This is a genomic window from uncultured Virgibacillus sp. (genome assembly GCF_947495635.1).
Taxonomy (GTDB): Bacteria; Bacillota; Bacilli; order Bacillales; family Amphibacillaceae; genus Virgibacillus; species Virgibacillus salarius.
This window is the reverse complement of the sequence record NZ_CANMAB010000006.1, coordinates 1-16,781: the sequence shown is the minus strand read 5'-3', so window position 1 is coordinate 16,781 and position 16,781 is coordinate 1. Positions and strand designations below refer to the sequence as shown.

The 16,781-nt window shown below is 38.2% G+C and carries 13 protein-coding genes, 1 pseudogene and 1 riboswitch; of the genes and pseudogenes, 10 read left to right on the top strand and 4 right to left on the bottom strand.

Annotated features, from left to right (window positions below):
* The first annotated feature begins 249 nt into the window (after positions 1 to 249).
* Positions 250 to 1,515, top strand: coding sequence for a cytosine permease (gene codB / locus Q1A47_RS02580; protein WP_026682443.1), 1,266 nt, complete (start codon positions 250 to 252; stop codon positions 1,513 to 1,515).
* Position 1,516: 1 nt separating this feature from the next.
* Entirely contained in the window at positions 1,517 to 2,782 is a 1,266-nt protein-coding gene (locus Q1A47_RS02575; RefSeq protein ID WP_166530134.1) for a cytosine deaminase, read from the top strand.
* A gap of 109 nt (positions 2,783 to 2,891) precedes the next feature.
* Here the strand turns inward: Q1A47_RS02575 and Q1A47_RS02570 are convergent.
* Positions 2,892 to 3,188 (bottom strand): annotated as a pseudogene (locus Q1A47_RS02570) (IS3 family transposase); the annotation flags it as partial.
* Positions 3,189 to 3,575: 387 nt separating this feature from the next.
* Here Q1A47_RS02570 and Q1A47_RS02565 point away from each other — a divergent pair.
* The 6 genes from Q1A47_RS02565 (at position 3,576) to Q1A47_RS02540 (ending at position 9,176) form a co-directional block, all read left to right on the top strand.
* Entirely contained in the window at positions 3,576 to 5,126 is a 1,551-nt protein-coding gene (locus tag Q1A47_RS02565; protein WP_026682441.1) for a BCCT family transporter, read from the top strand.
* Positions 5,127 to 5,269: 143 nt separating this feature from the next.
* Positions 5,270 to 5,381: riboswitch (TPP riboswitch) on the top strand.
* A gap of 101 nt (positions 5,382 to 5,482) precedes the next feature.
* A complete protein-coding gene (locus Q1A47_RS02560; protein ID WP_026682440.1) occupies positions 5,483 to 6,097 on the top strand; it encodes a thiamine phosphate synthase in 615 nt (204 codons plus the stop codon).
* Complete coding sequence (thiO, locus tag Q1A47_RS02555) at positions 6,081 to 7,232, top strand: glycine oxidase ThiO (protein ID WP_121603824.1); 1,152 nt, start codon at positions 6,081 to 6,083, stop codon at positions 7,230 to 7,232. The genes Q1A47_RS02560 and thiO overlap by 17 nt, the downstream gene beginning before the upstream one ends.
* Positions 7,192 to 7,392, top strand: coding sequence for a sulfur carrier protein ThiS (gene thiS, locus Q1A47_RS02550; protein WP_166530136.1), 201 nt, complete (start codon positions 7,192 to 7,194; stop codon positions 7,390 to 7,392). Before thiO ends, thiS begins: the two co-directional genes overlap by 41 nt.
* Positions 7,393 to 7,395: 3 nt before the next feature.
* A complete protein-coding gene (locus Q1A47_RS02545) occupies positions 7,396 to 8,160 on the top strand; it encodes a thiazole synthase (protein WP_121603822.1) in 765 nt (254 codons plus the stop codon).
* A complete protein-coding gene (locus Q1A47_RS02540) occupies positions 8,160 to 9,176 on the top strand; it encodes a ThiF family adenylyltransferase (protein WP_166530143.1) in 1,017 nt (338 codons plus the stop codon). The genes Q1A47_RS02545 and Q1A47_RS02540 overlap by 1 nt, the downstream gene beginning before the upstream one ends.
* A 367-nt stretch (positions 9,177 to 9,543) precedes the next feature.
* Here Q1A47_RS02540 and Q1A47_RS02535 read toward each other — a convergent pair whose 3' ends face one another.
* From Q1A47_RS02535 to Q1A47_RS02525, 3 genes are all read right to left on the bottom strand, one after another.
* Entirely contained in the window at positions 9,544 to 10,266 is a 723-nt protein-coding gene (locus tag Q1A47_RS02535; protein ID WP_026682436.1) for a 3-ketoacyl-ACP reductase, read from the bottom strand.
* Between the two features lie 264 nt (positions 10,267 to 10,530).
* Positions 10,531 to 11,727, bottom strand: coding sequence for a cytochrome P450 (locus Q1A47_RS02530; protein ID WP_026682435.1), 1,197 nt, complete (start codon positions 11,725 to 11,727; stop codon positions 10,531 to 10,533).
* A 77-nt stretch (positions 11,728 to 11,804) separates the two neighbouring features.
* Entirely contained in the window at positions 11,805 to 13,199 is a 1,395-nt protein-coding gene (locus tag Q1A47_RS02525) for a hypothetical protein (protein WP_166530137.1), read from the bottom strand.
* Between the two features lie 450 nt (positions 13,200 to 13,649).
* On the opposite strand from Q1A47_RS02525, the gene hpaB reads away from it, so the two are divergent.
* A complete protein-coding gene (hpaB, locus tag Q1A47_RS02520; RefSeq protein ID WP_166530138.1) occupies positions 13,650 to 15,122 on the top strand; it encodes a 4-hydroxyphenylacetate 3-monooxygenase, oxygenase component in 1,473 nt (490 codons plus the stop codon).
* A 529-nt stretch (positions 15,123 to 15,651) separates the two neighbouring features.
* Positions 15,652 to 16,536 (top strand): aminoglycoside phosphotransferase family protein, encoded by an 885-nt coding sequence (locus tag Q1A47_RS02515; RefSeq protein WP_166530139.1) that lies wholly within the window; start codon positions 15,652 to 15,654, stop codon positions 16,534 to 16,536.
* Positions 16,537 to 16,781 lie beyond the last annotated feature (245 nt).

Below are 16,781 nucleotides of genomic sequence, written 5' to 3'. Positions count from 1 at the left end.
TCTAAAATTCTGTAATAATAGAGTTAATTAAATATGGTACCTTTAATTCAGTCCAGAGAGGCTGACAAGGACAGCGGATATGTGTAGGGATATGTATTGATTTAACAATTATCCATAGTAAAGCTAGCAATGTTTTTGGATGTGGATAGTCCCTTTGAACATAGGCTTCTTGTCGCAAGCGACTGGAAGCCTATTTTTTTACACCATATTCTCTTCTTGGGTTGGTACCACAACCAGGAGGAAAGATAGATGAAAAAAATGGACGTAGAGTTTTCATTAGAAGCAGTGCCGTTGCACAAACGCAATGGATTTTTTAAAACGCTTGTGGTCATGCTTGGATTGACCTTCTTTTCAGCAAGTATGATGTCTGGGGGAGAATTGGGACAAGGACTAACATTTGTACAATTTATTGGCATTGTGCTTGTGGGTAATTTAATTCTTGGTGGGTACACGGGGGCATTGGCGTATATAGCTGCAAAGACTGGATTATCTACACACTTACTTGCTCGATATGCATTTGGAGAAAAAGGATCGTTTCTTCCCTCATTTCTGCTTGCTTTTACGCAAATTGGCTGGTTTGGAGTTGGCACCGCGATGTTTGCAGTGCCGGTCCAAAAAGTAACCGGTATAGATATCTATCTGCTGATTGCCATAGCAGGTATGGCTATGACATTTACTGCTTTTTTTGGCATGAAGGCTCTCGCTATCATTAGTTTTATTGCAGTACCATTAATTACGATATTAGGAAGTACATCTGTTTTTAAAGCAGCTGACAGTATAGGTGGTATGCAAGGATTATTGAATTATCAGCCAGAAGAAGCAATTAGTCTAGCAGCTGCTTTAACCATTTGTATTGGTTCATTTATTAGTGCAGGGACACTAACTCCAGATTTTACTCGATTTGCTCGTAAAAAACGATCAGCAGTTGTGACAACAGTCATTGCCTTTTTTATCGGAAATACACTGATGTTTGTTTTTGGAGCGATTGGTTCCATTGCAACAGGGTATGCAGATATTTCGGAAGTGATGTTTATGCAACAGCTCATTTTACCTGCAATTGTCGTATTGGGTTTAAATATTTGGACGACCAACGACAATGCGCTGTATGCTTCTGGACTTGGATTATCAAATATTACGAAGCTACCAAAGCAAAAACTTGTCATCTTTAACGGAATCATTGGAACATTAGCTGCGATGTGGCTATATAACAACTTTGTTGGATTTTTAACGTTATTAGGTTCTGCGCTACCACCAATAGGAGCAATCATTCTTGCAGATTTCTTTATCCTTCACCGGGGAAATTACCAGGCCTTTAGAAGCATGACGTTTCAAGCGATTAACTGGGTTGCGATAGTTGCGTGGGGAGCAGGGATTGCCGCAGCTATATTTATACCAGGTATTGCTCCACTTAATGCGCTAATTGGTTCAGCAGTCGTTCATGTAGTGGGGATGAGACTAGTCCAACTAAAGGAAAAACAGGTGATGACATCTAATGTAGAGAAGGTGAGTAATTAAAATGATTATTAAAAATGCTTCCTTACGAGGAAAAGCTGGAAAATGGGATATTACTATTAAGGATAAAATAATTACGTCTGTTACGCCTGCTAATACAAAAAGGAATGGGACAGATGCGATTGATGTAAAAGGTTCACTTGTGTTACCTCCATTTATTGAGCCTCATATTCATCTCGATACGACGCTTACTGCAGGAGAACCAGCATGGAATCAAAGTGGAACATTATTCGAGGGGATACAACGTTGGTCAGAACGGAAAGCTTCCTTAACGAAAAAGGATGTAAAAACCCGTGCTAAGAAAGCATTGACATGGCAAATTGCTCAAGGAATTCAACATGTACGTACACATGTTGATGTTACTGATCCGAAATTAATAGCTTTACAAGCATTATTAGAAGTTAAAGAAGAAATGGCACCTTATGTAGATTTACAGTTGGTAGCTTTTCCTCAAGAGGGAATCCTGTCCTATCCAAATGGTAAAGAATTAGTAGAAGAAGCATTAAAGTTAGGTGCGGACGTGGTTGGTGGAATCCCCCACTTTGAATTTACCCGTGAGTATGGTGTGGATTCGATGAAGATCGCTTTCGACCTAGCAGAAAGGTATGATCGTCTTGTTGATATTCACTGTGATGAGATTGATGACGAGCAATCACGTTTTGTAGAAGTAGTGGCTACAGAGGCATATGAACGCGGATTAGGTTCCAGGGTAACGGCCAGTCATACAACGGCTATGGGCTCCTATAATGATGCATATGCGTATAAGCTGTTTCGTTTATTAAGACTTTCAAATATCAATTTCATTTCCAATCCACTCGTTAATATCCATTTACAGGGACGATTTGATTCCTATCCGAAGCGACGTGGTTTAACGCGTGTGAAAGAATTACTAGAAGCAGAAAGGAATGTCTGCTTCGGACATGATGATATCTTTGATCCGTGGTATCCACTTGGTACAGGAAATATGTTGCAGGTGCTCCATATGGGCATTCATGCTTCTCAATTAATGGGTTATGAACAAATTATTAATGCTATCGATCTCATTACAACAAACAGTGCAAAAACAATGAATATCGAAGAACATTATGGAATTGAAGCTGGAAAACCAGCAAACATAATCGTCTTGGATGCTGAAGATGAATACGAAGCTATTCGTAAACAAGCTTCCGTACTCTATTCAGTTCGTAATGGAATGATAATTGCTGAAACAAAACCAAGCGAATCACATGTTCATTTATTAGAAACAGCAAAGGTGGACTTTCAGAAATAGACTTAAAAGAGACTGATACAAAAGAATAAAGAAACAATTAAAAACGGACGATAATTAGTTAAATGAAGTGCCCCCTGTCAAGTAGACAGTGGAAATAATAAAAACTGACTTAAGCGGTTTTAGCTCTAAATTCGATAGGGCTAAGGCCGTTTAGTCGTTTTTGATATCTATCATAATTATAGAAATGTATATAGTCCTCTATGGATGCAGATAATTCTTCAAAGGACTCATATTTATTTAAATAATACTTCTCGCTTTTCAGTGTTCCCCAAAAAGATTCCATCGGCCCATTATCAATACATCGTCCGACTCGTGACATACTTTGCTTCATGTTTGCGGCATCTATCTTTTGCTTAAACATTTTAGATGTATACTGATACCCCCGATCGCTATGAATAAGCGGGCGATCTTGCAGATTTATTATATATAACTGGTAGTAAGCCTCTCACTTCAACCCAATAAAGTGAAATCAATGTTGGTAAATGGGAGACTGCCAATATTGGTTCAAAGGCATTTAGGTCACACCCTTGTGGTAGGGAGAAACCAAAACCCTCATTGATTAAAGTTTCACTTTATGGAAAAATTATAATCAAAAGTTAGTAAGACTGCATTCTTCCTTTGGTAATTTATTAAACTTGACAGGTTTTCGGAAAAAATGTATCCTTTAACGCTGTATGTTAATTTAAAAATGCTTATTAAATCTCACATACAACTGACTAAATAAGTGAAAAGCAAACAGGTCAGTATATGGTTATGTGAGATTTTTTTGTATAGAATTGAGAGGAGCAGATTGTTGAAGAATAGAAAGAAGCAAGATCAAACCATAGATAAGCCAGTTCTTTTTCTAAGTGGAGGGGCGCTACTTGCCTTTGTAATTCTTGCATTAATAAACCAGGAAATGGTCACCTATGTAGTTAATACGATGTTTAATTGGTCGGTAACCTATTTCGGCTCGATATATCAAGTTCTAATGGTAGGAACTCTAGTCATTGCATTAATACTTGGGTATTCAAAGTTTGGGAAAATTCGTTTAGGAAAATTAGAAAAGCCTGAGATTGGAACGTTCAAGTGGATTTCGATTATTATGTGTACGCTGCTAGCGGCAGGTGGTGTTTTTTGGGCAGCGGCAGAACCGTTGAGCCATTTTTTAACCATCCCACCACATTTCTCAGGAATTGAGGCTGGGACTACAGAAGCAGTAGTACCTGCACTTGCAGCAAGTTTTGTCGATTGGGGTTTTGTCTCATGGGCAATTTTAGGAACATTAGGTACGATTGTATTCATGTATTCCCATTATCATCGAAATGCACCATTAAAGCCAAGATCGATGCTTTATCCGATCTTTGGCGATAAGATTATGAAAAAAAGTGCACTTGGTACGTTTGTTGATGCCTTTTCGATTGTGTCAGTGGCAGCTGGTACGATTGGTCCAATTGGATTCCTTGGATTACAAGCAGGTTATGGATTAAGTGCATTGTTCGGTGTACCAAATAATTTATTTGTACAATGTCTTATTGTTATCGTTATTGTTCTAGCAGCTGGGATTTCTGCTGCGACAGGAATTCATAAAGGAATCCAAATTTTAAGCAGCTATAATATTATTCTCGCAGTTTGTTTAATGGTTGCTGTGATTATTCTAGGTCCAGCATTATTTATTTTTGATTCCTATTTGCAATCATTTGGATTATATGTCCAAGACTTCCTAACCTTAAACACCTTCCGTGGAGATGGAGCTTGGCTTGGCTTATGGACCGTTTTTTTCTTTGCTTGGTTCATTGGCTATGGTCCAATGATGGCGATGTTTGTTAGTCGTATTTCTCGTGGTCGCACAATTCGAGAGCTTGTAACTGCTGTTGCGGTAATTGCACCTGTGGTAACGACGTTCTGGTTTACAGTTGTTGGTGGCACAGGGATTTTTGCTGAAATGAATAACCCTGGTGCCGTATCTGAAGCTTTAAATAGTGCTGGACCTCCAGCAGCTATGATTGCTATCGCAGAACAATTGCCACTTGGTACGATTATCGGTTTCTTCTTTTTAGTAGCAACTATTGTGTTTGTATTAACGACAACCGATTCGATGTCATTAACCATCTCGATGGCGATTACAGGTAATGGAGACCCATCGAAATTCCTGCGTGTGTTCTGGGCAATTCTTATGGGACTTGTCGCAACTGTACTCATCACTATTGGCGAGGATAGTGTTGGATCGCTACAATCCTTTATTGTGGTGACGGCTGTTCCTGTATCGTTACTCATGTTAACCACATTTTGGACCGCGCCACGCGCAACTCGTGAACTTGCAAAAGAACAAAAGATTGATGAAGTTAAACGCTATACCAAATAAAAGAGATGTTAAGGGGCTGGCTCATTAGGTCAGCTCTTTTGTTAGTAGAGAATGGCAAAAAAATAGAAAATTGTTCATTTTTGGTAGACGAATAGTCCAAAATCATGTATTTTATAGACAAATGCATATTGAATAATTAAATTACGCTTCACTAGGGGTGCCTTTACGTAATGGCTGAGATCTATGTGTGACATGGAGACCCTTTGAACCTGAACTGGAGTAAGAACCAGCGGAGGAAAGTGACAGGAGTAGTGTGTATCAGCGACATATACCTTTTTTAGGATATCGTTATAGATTCATGCCACTTTTCCTTTGCTGGAAAAGTGGCATTTTTTTGTAGAAAAGGAGAGGAAGTGATGAAACTAATTGCGGTGACTACCGGTGAACAGGAGGAGAAATACCTTATCCAGACAATAGCGAGTATTATTCCCTATCTTGATGCTGTCATTCTACGAGAAAAACAAATGACCGAGCAGGACTATTCTTTGTTCATTCAACGTGTGCTTGCACAAGGAGTTCCGGAAGAAAAACTAATTATTCATGGCCATACAACACTACCTGGTGAAACGAATGTGAAGACACTTCACCTTTCAGAAAAGCGAATACAAGAGGTACACGATCTCCGAAAACAATCCCCCGGTTTACAAGTAGGGGTATCGACGCACTCCAACGAAGTAGCTAAGAGAGCGGAGCAGCTAGGTGCTACGTATATTTTGTATGGTCATGTCTTTTCGACAGCGAGCAAGAAAGGGGTGAAACCAAAAGGAGTAGAGAAATTAGCAGCAGTTGCAAAAGAGGTGAGCATTCCCGTTTATGCAATCGGTGGAATCACAAGCGCAAAGGTAACGGATATTTATCAAGCGAAGGCAAGTGGGATTGCTGTAATGTCAGGTGTTTTTAGTCAAAATAATCCACTGCAGGCAGTGCAATCGTTTCGAAAGGAGGTGAATCGATATGAAGAGACACGTTGATGTAGTGGTTATAGGTGGAGGCGTTATTGGGCAATCCATTGCTTACTATTTAAGTAAAAGTAGGGTTGTAACGACGGTAATTGAACAAGGTAGAAGTGGAAGAAAAGCTACACAAGCTGCTGCGGGCATGCTTGGTGTACACACAGAAAATGATCAGGAAGGTACGTATTATCAATTTTGCCAAGCAAGTAGAAATATGTATGCATCTCTAAGCAAAGAACTATTTTCGTTATCAGGGATTGATATTCAGCTTTCCACCAACGGTATACTCGAGATAGCTACGAATGAAGAACAGAAGCAAAGACTGCGAGCAAAACAAAATGCATTTGAAGGCTTAGAATGGTTGGATGCGGAAGGGATTAGGAAACGAACATCAGCTTTATCCCAGGCAGTAGGGGGATTATATATGCGGCGAGATGGACATGTAGAACCATTGAAAGTGTGTGAAGCTTTTAAACAGGCATCTTTATCAATGGGAGGTCAGTTGATCGAGAATTGTCAAGTTGGAGAAATAGTCCATGACCATGATGTTTTTCATATTCAAATCGATAACGATGTTATCTCAGCTGATCATGTTGTTGTAGCGGCAGGTGTAAAAAGTGGGAGGTGGTTTGAAGCGACAGGATTAATGAATCCAATGGTCCCAACAAAAGGAGAATGCTTTGCCATAAAGCCAAGCATTCAATCTATTCAGCAGACGTTATTCTTTCACAATCTGTATTTGGTACCAAAACGAGACGGACGCTATATTATTGGTGCAACTAGCTATCATGATGATAGCAATAGTTATACGTCAACAGGTGGCATTTTTGAATTAATGAATCACTTATTGAAGTTGTTCCCATCGTTTAAGCAGGAAGAACTGCATAGCTGTTGGACTGGTGTTCGTCCGGGCACCAAAGATGGTAAGCCAATTATTGGAGAACATCCTGAGATTCCCCATTTGTATTTTGCAACCGGACATTATCGAAATGGTATTCTTCTTGCTCCTGCTACAGGGAAACTAGTTAGTGATATGGTCTTAAAGCGTTATGTACCATCATCGATCCAGCGTCTTTTTACACCAAATCGTTTCAGGAAAGAGGGGATCACATATGCAGATACACGTGAACGGACGTCAGGTGGAGGTAGCTAAGAATTCAACTATTGGCGAGTTACTAAAAAGCTTTAACATTCAAGCGAAACTCGCGGTAGTCGAACAGAATCAACAAATTATTAATAAAACAGTGTATGACGAAACAATATTAACTAATGGGGATACTATTGAAATTGTTCATTTTGTAGGAGGAGGATAAGTCATGTTAACAATTGGCGGAAAATCATTTCATTCCCGACTGATGCTAGGTACTGGAAAGTACCCGACATTTCAAAGTCAAAAGAAGGCGGTGATAGCATCCAAAACAGAAATATTAACCTTTGCCGTCAGGAGAATGAACATATTTGATGAAAACGAGCCGAATCTGTTAGAAGAATTAGATTTGCAGCAATATGATTTACTACCAAATACTGCTGGCGCTAAGACAGCAAATGAGGCGGTAAGAATTGCCCGTTTAGCTAAGGCTACAGGTTTATGTGACATGATTAAAGTGGAAGTTATCGGTTGTGAGAAAACCTTGCTGCCTGATCCTTTTGAAACGATGAAAGCTTCAGTACAACTGCTAGAGGAGGGCTTCACTGTATTAACCTATACCTCTGATGATGTTGTATTAGCAAAACGATTGGAAGAAGCAGGTGTACATGCAATTATGCCAGGGGCTTCACCAATTGGATCGGGTCAAGGCATTATTAATACAATGAATTTGCAATTTATTATCGAACAATCCGACATCCCCGTAATTGTCGATGCAGGGATTGGTTCTCCGAGTGATGCCGCTTATGCCATGGAGCTTGGAGCAGATGGGGTTTTATTAAATACAGCTGTATCTGGCGCAAAAGATCCAATTCAAATGGCGGAAGCGATGAGGTTGGCTGTACAATCTGGACGATTAGGATATAAAGCAGGCCGTATTCCCAAACGAATGTACGGAATGAAGAGTAGTCCAGAGACGGCGATGATTGAATGATAACAGGACGGTATGCTCGCCAGGAACGCTTTGCCCCAATTGGACAGACTGGCCAGCGCCAATTAGTGACCAAACATGTTGTCGTAATTGGCGCTGGAGCATTAGGAAGTGCAAATGCGGAAATGCTTGTTCGAGCAGGAATAGGTAAGCTGACGCTGGTTGATCGCGATTATATCGAACTTAGTAATCTTCAGCGTCAGCAGCTTTATACAGAAGATGATGCGAGACAGAATCGAACGAAGGCAAAAGCAGCTCAACGAAGATTAAAAGCGATTAATCCGGAAGTGGAGATTACGGGAATTGTAGAAGAGTTTTCTGAGGAGAATGGAGAGAAAATAGTACAAGATGCCGATTTTGTTATTGATGGAACAGATAATTTTCAAACGCGTTTTGTAATGAATGATGTGTTAGCAAAACATCGTAAACCTTGGGCATATGGTGGCTGCTTACAGAGTACTGCCATCGCACTTACCATTATTCCTGGAAAAACTCCTTGTTTACAATGTTTAATTGATCACCTTCCTCAGGAAGGGAAAACCTGTGATACGGTTGGAATTATTTCTCCTGCGGTACAGGTGACAGCTGCCTATCAGACAACGGAGTGCTTAAAATACTTAACAGATAATGGTACATCTCCGGAGTTAGTACAAGTCGATATATGGGGACGGTCATATAGTGCGATTAATGTAAGTAGGTTAGTAGATCCCATTTGTTCATCTTGTTCTCAATCAGCAATTTATCCTTATTTAACCAAGGAAAGAGGGTTGAAAACGGCTATGCTTTGTGGAAGAGATACGGTACAAGTAAGACCAGGAGAAAAAGGGAGCTTATCAGTTTCTAATTTAGTGAAAGAGATCGGTAACCTTACAGATAAAATTAGAGATAATGGTGAAGTCCTCATTTTTGAAATTGACGATGTTCGTTTTGTCGTGTTTCAAGATGGCAGAACCTTAATACATGGCGTTAGCGATGTGAATACTGCCAAGCAATTATATCAGCGCTATATTGGCGCGTAGTTTTTAAGGTGGTACACTGGATGAAGTTTTTTCTCTATAAAGTAGAATATGACGGCGGAAGCCAGTGGAGGGAATAAAAGGAAATATTATAAGACAGGTGATCAAGCAAACGTTGGTCATAGTATTATCCGATTATAGCTAGTATTAGGAAGAGGATCGTGAAGCGTTATGGAATGGGGCTACTACTGTTCCATCTGCTATCCACAGATCTTCTGTCATGAAATAATGATACATGGTTTAATATTGCTATGTAGATAGTTGAAGGGTGAGGTTACTAATCTAATACACTTATAAAGTAAGTGAAAGCAGAAGACCAAGGGATGGGGCTTCTGCTTTGTTAATTTTAAAAGTGGACCTATAACTTATCTTAAAATGGGTTTGTTGCCCATTGTAAAGATTGTTTAATGAAAATACGAGGATGTAGTTTTAGTTGAGCGACCATATATTCCGCTAGATCTTCAGGCTGCATATACTTATCCTCATTTTTTTCTGCTAATTGGTCTCCGAAGGCAAGTTCTGTAGCAACAAGACTTGGATTCATCGTGAACACGCGAATATTGTTTTTACGAACTTCCTGCATTAGTGCTTCTGTCATACCTTGAATAGCAAATTTAGATCCACTATAGGAGGTAGAACCTGCTGTGCCTTTTAGTCCATTACTAGAAGAAATAGTAATAATGTCTCCTTGATTCTTTTCAACCATTTGTGGCAAGACAGCACGTGTAACGTGGTATGTTCCAAAAACATTAACCTCGAAAGTATGCTTCCATGTTACTGGATCCATCTCTAGAAAAGCACCGTATGCTCCAATACCAGCATTATTTATAAGTATATCTGCTGAGCCAATTTCTTTTTGTAAGTAATCAATCGCTTGCTCAACTTCTTCTAGATTAGCTATATCAGCAGTAGCAAAGCTTGCTTTAACACCATGGGCTGCTGCTTCCTTTGCAACTTCTTCTAGCTTGCTTTTTGTGCGGGCGATTAGGCCAACATGGACTCCCTCTTTTGCTAATACGAGAGCAGTAGTTCGTCCAATACCACTACTAGCACCTGTAATGTAGGCAACTTTACCTTTGATAACTTGTCCCATATGAAACATCCTTTCAATAGCGATCTACGTTAAGTATAAGTTTTATAAGGAATAGATTCAAAGATAACTTATTACATCATTATCGGTGAGAAATGGATCCAATTTAAATGCTCCCTACAAAGAGGGAATTAACAGGAAAAAGATTAATAAAAGCATGATTATAAAAAAACGTTGGTGAGAGGGAAAATGCTGTACTTCGCTTTCCCCCTCACTCGATTGCCTCCCATACGTTTTATCCTTTTTCACTACGAAACGCTAATTACTTTAATGATTAAGAAGGATGGGTAGTCTTTTCACACCGCGTACAATCATGCCTGTTCTCCATACTAAATCTTGTTTGGTAATATTCAAGGCAGCGTGCGGATAACGTTTAAAGAAGCTAGAAATCGCAATTTCACCTTCTAAACGAGCAAGCGGAGCACCTAAGCATGCGTGAATTCCCTTACCAAATGCTAAATGCTTACTTTTTTCTCGCGTAATATCTAGAATTTCTGGATCTTTGAATTGCTCTGGATCGTGATTGGCAGAATTAAGGGAAATGATGACTAGATCCCCTTTTTTCATAGATTGTCCTTTAAATAGGATATCTTCTCCAGCCCAACGCGATGTACTGTATTCAACCGGACCATTAAATCGCAGTGTTTCTTCCAATGCATTGGTGATTAATGTTGGCTGCTTTTTTAATAATTCTAGCTGCTCAGGGTGTTCTAATAAATTCATAATGCTATTCCCAATAAAATTAACGGTTGTCTCGTGTCCTGCAATTATTAATAATGATACAACACCGTATAACTCTTTTTCAGTAAGTTGGTTCCCTTCTGCCTCCGTAATGACCAACTTACTAATTAAATCTTCACCAGGATTTACACGTACGATAGCAAACCGTTCCTTTAAATAGTGGATGAAATTATCCATGTGCTGTTCCATATCCTCTTGTACCATGGCACCATTTGTTCCTTCAATTAAGACATTTGACCAAATGCGAAATTTATCACGATCTTCTGTTGGAATTCCTAACATTTCACAAATAACGATGATTGGTAGTGGGAAAGCAAGTGAATCGATTACGTCAACAGACTGGTGATTAGCCATTTCGTCAAGGAGATGGTCTGTTATTTCTTGAATACGACCTCTCATTCCTACAATCATTTGTGGAGTAAATGCCTTAGAAACAAGACCACGTAAGCGTCTGTGATCAGGCATATCTGCAAACAACATATTTTCATCTAAAACGGTATAATAATTTAATTCATCTTCATGTATCAGTTTTCTAAAATCTTTAATAAATCGTTGGTCCTTTAATGCTGCTAACGCATCTTCATATCTCGTAATAAACCATGCATACTGACCATCTGGAAGTCGTATTTGGGTAATTGGCTCTTCCTTTCTTAATTGATTATAAGTTGGATAAGGATTAGCAATGAATGGCTTTGTAAATAACGTATCGCTCACAGATTTCATTTGAACCGCTCCTTTTGCAGAAAAATAGGTTATCGAGTTTCTTTTATTTGATCAGACATAATTTCTACATATTGGAATTAAGAAGATCTTTTTACCATATCAATATAAAGCTGTTGATATGCTTTATGTTCTGCTTCCATACCTAACTCAGAATAGAGAATGGATAACCATTCTACTGGTTTAGGGTCATCAGGATATAGTTCCATATCCCAACTCATGCATTCAATAGCTAATTCTTGCTGTTTAAAATAATGATAGAGTTCACCCAGACGTCGCTGTTGATTAGGGTCTTCAGCAAGTTCATTTATTTCATGAACCAGATTAATAATCCGCTTTGCAAATGGTTTCGTCATAAATGGCTCTAGCCATTTTAAAATATCGGGAAGGGGTAGTTCAGAGAGTAATCGGCAGATAGCTTGATGTAACATCCTATCTGCCTGCTTCCTATCTATCGTATGTAATGTGAGAATGAGCTGCTGGAGTTCTTTAGAATTCAGTGAGACGGGATTGACGGTAATTTGTTCGATTGTATTTACTAACGATTTGGATTGGGTAGGTTCCAAGGAGAGGCTGTGCTTGCTTTGCAAAACCATTAATTTTTGTACGTTTTTTGTTGATAAATATACATTCAATAAGTCTTTGAGGAATGTATCTAAGGTAAGTCCGCGTGTATATAAATCTTCCAAAACCTCTATTAAAGAGATAGCAGGGTAGTGTTGGTCTAACGTGGCTTTTAATTCCTGATAATCGGCATTACGCTGTGTATAGACAGCTTGGCTTATATGGATAGCGGCTAAATCCATCCATCGTTCCTGCTGCTTATATATGTGTGCAAGCTTTTGAAAATCTTCGTATTTATGGTCATAACAAATTTCTTCTACATAAATGGGGTCTTTCATAAGCGTTTTCTCATCTTTATGTTTGTATAGTTCCTCGTACTTTGCAAATGTTAAATCACTGGAAAACGTATCAACTAATCGGTGATTAGGAGCAAAGCCTCTAAGGATCCTAAAAATACGGTAACAAGATAGTAATTTTCCATCTCGTCGCTCTTTATAAAAGCATTTTTCAATAAAATTTGCTAGCTTTTCTTTTTTTATAAAGGATTCGAAGTAGGTAGTGATTAATGCAGTTTCCTGAAGTGTGTATTCATTTAATAGTTTTTGAAAAAGGGAACTATATTTTCGTTTCTTAAATTGGGAATAAGGTGAGATTTGTAATTCGATAAATGGATGTGGAGAAGAAAGTACGAGTCCGTATTGGAAAGCTTTCCTTAGGTGAGATGTTTTTCGGGTGGTCCTTGAGCTGTCATACGTTAAATACTTATCGTTATGGAAAAATAAATAATATCGTTGCTGCTGGAGGTCAGTGGCTTCTATAACCTTACTTTGTTTATAAATGGCCATTCGATTAACATCAAGTTTTAACGTATGCTGATTCAATTTCTTTAAAAATATAGTTTGATTTCGCATGCTTATCCTCCTCTAAAAGAAACTTATGTATATATATTAAGTATGTCTAAGATAAATGATTTGATCAAGAAAAACAATTTTAAATGGTGTCCTTTCATTATAGATGAAATAGTTTTAATTTGCATGCTTTGATTTTTTAACATAATTTGGGCTGCCTAATATATTGGTATATAGATGTTTTTATCCCGCTTATAACTGGCAGTAAGCCCCCCACCTCAAGGAATAAAGTGAAAGCAATATAGATAAGAAGGGGTTCAACTGCCAGTAAATGTCCGATTGGTTCGGGCCTACATGGAAGTAGGTCACAAAGGCGTTGCCACAGGACGTGGCGAATGAAGCCTTTGTACGTATTTGTTTCAGTAAAAGCCGGATGGAAGTTTCACTTTAAGAAAGAAAATCTTTTTAAATGATACGATGCATTTAATTTGGAAATTGTAAGGGGTGTAACAAATGCCTGCCATTTCAGGTGACGATTATATAAAGCGGATTGATCAGTTGAACACAGAAATTTGGTATAACGGGGGGAAAATAAATGGGAGGATTTCTCAGCATCCAGCTTTTAAAGGCGCGATTCAAAGTCAAGCCATGCTCTATGATTTGCAGCTGAGGGATGATTATATTGAAGAAATGACCTATCATTCACCTCATACAGGTGATCGTATTGGAACTTCTTATATACAGCCTAGGACGATACAGGAATTAAAGAAACGTAGTCGTATGATACAAATATGGGCAAAAATACATGGTGGAATGATGGGTAGGAGTCCAGATTATATGAACACCGTATTAATGGCCTTCGCTTCTTCTGCAAGGTTATTGGAAGGAAAAGCAAATTGCTTTCCGAAGCGGCTTGTTCAATTTTATGAAAGGGCTAGGGAAGAAGATATGTCGTTTACACATACCTTTATTAACCCACAATTCAATCGGTCAAAGTATTATATAGAAGATAGCGAAGAACCAATTGCTGCCAAAATTGTAGATGAAACAGAAGCAGGTTTAATTATAAAAGGTGCCCGGCTTTTGGCAACACAGGGCGGAATGACAGATGAGCTGCTTGTTTTTTCAGCTGGAAGAATATTTGAAGAAGATAATGCATACTTTTTATCTGTTCCTAGTGATGCTAATGGGCTAAAATTCATTTGTCGCGAATCATTCTGTAAGGGAGATTCCTCTTTTAATTATCCATTAAGTTCTCGATTTGAAGAAATGGATACGATGATTGTATTTGATAATGTTTTCATACCATGGGAGCGGGTCTTTTTTTATAAAAACATCGAGGTAGGTAATCGTTTTCAACGAGAAAGTGCGTTTTTGCCTTTTAGTCTGCATCAAGTGATTAATAGGCAGGTTGTAAAGCTAGAATTCGTTTTGGGTATTGCTGAGGAGATTATCGAGTCAATCCATACTGGTACGTACGAGAATGTACAAGAGAAGATGGCAGAAATCATTGTCGGTTTAGAGACAATAAAAGCATTGTTAATTAAATCAGAGGTGAATGCGACACTGGATGAGTTTGGACTGATGCGACCGGAATTAGCTTCGTTACAGGCAGCAAGTAGCGCATTTCCCAAAATTTACCCACGGGCAGTGGAAATCATTCAATTACTTGCTGCTAGCGGATTAATGACTATACCTACAGAGGAAGATTTTAATTCGTCTATACGGATGGATTTGGATCAATATTTGCAGAGTGCAACAAAAGATGCAGTGGAAAGGGTGAAGTTATTTCGATTAGCATGGGATTTGACAATGAGCCCATTTGGTTCCAGACAAACACAATATGAGCGATTTTTCTTTGGTGTTCCTAATGTATTAGCAAGTGAATTATACCATGGTTATAATAAGAAAAAATATCAGGAGTTTATTAAAGCATTTATAGATCAAACATTCACATCGGAAAATGAAAGCAAAAGTAGTAGATAGCATAACTAAATATTAGTTGCTGAGATTTCACTCTGTATCGCACATTGTGGGGGGGCAGACCCGAGAGACTATTTCTCTGACATTATTTTACTTAACGATTTAGGCGAGATTATCACCCTGCAAAATAGAAGCTAAGGCTTATCTAGGATTGCGCGCATTACTGAAATAAGTGAAGTCTATGAACTGGGTACCTATCGATCGATGCTACCTTTTGTTGACCGAAACCAACATCAGATTAAGGGGCAGTTTGTGAAGTATGAGAGGTGATTAAAAAAAGTGTGGATATAATAAATGCTTAGTAGTGCATTATTTTTTTGCGGAGTAAGGGTAAAACCCACTTATTTGTTCAACTAGTAATCAGTGGGGGATAAACAATAATTGATAAACAAAAAACCCCCACTGATTGAAGCTTTACTTTATCTAAAAGTTTCTCTTTTCATATGTATACATTTAGTCTATAATTTACAGGATATTTGCATAATTATGTCGAATATTAATGCGTAAATTTTAGATTAAGGTGGTGAATGGTATGGATCAACTAATAGATAAGATACCTTTTGTTAATCACGATTCAAGAATAAAGAAAATTAAGAAGGGTTTTTCAGCTGATAAAAAATTTGTAGTTGATAATCGCTATCTTATCCGAGTTTTTTCAAGTGAACAGGAAGCGAGTAGGGAAAAGGAATTTAAGACAATCATGCGCTTACAAACTTATTCCAAGTATGTCCCTGAAGTAGTTGAATTTGGCTCTATAACGGATACGGATTATTCATATATGATACTTACTTATATTACCGGTAAGGATGGAGAAGCTGTCTTACAATGTTTAACAGAAGATGAACAGTACGAAGCGGGAATTCAAGCTGGTATGGAATTAAAGAAGCTGCACGCCTTTCCAGCCCCAGAAAATATACCATCATGGTACGAAATTAAAAGACGAAAAAGTAATAAATATCTGTCAGAATTGGAGGCTATCGATGTTGATGTAAACATGAAAAGGATGCTTCGGTCGTATATTAAGGAAAATGAGCAATTATTATACAATAGGCCAAATACATTTCAGCATGATGACTTTCATCCTGCTAATCTATTGATCAACGAAGGCAGATTTGCAGGAATAATTGATTTTCAGAGAATAGACTGGGGTGATCCTATTCATGATCTCCAAAAACTCGGCTTTTTTTCTAATCGAGTAAGCAATGCGTTTACAAGGGGAATTGTTGATGGTTATAACGAAAATGATGTTTCTATAAAGTTTTGGGAACTATATGCATTATATAGTGCCATGCATATTGTATCCTCGCTTGTGTGGGGAAGGAAAATGGGCAACTATCAGACCATGCTGACCTATTCGCTAGATGTTATTAGAGATCATAAAAACTTTACAACGTGTATCCCAGCTTGGTACCGCTGATCTTCATTCATAATTGATGGAACTATTAAATGAATGTGTTCGTATATAAATGATAAATATAAATAAGGAGTTAGCTATGAAACGAACGGTAGAATTTATATTAGGTTTAATTGCTGTTGCGATGGTATAGATGAAGTTATTAACATAATTTAGCTATATAGGCTAGATCATTAGCGTTGCACAAAAAATTTTAAAAATAGTCAAGTGCGCAAAACTGGAATATTTATCAAAAATATACCAATTAA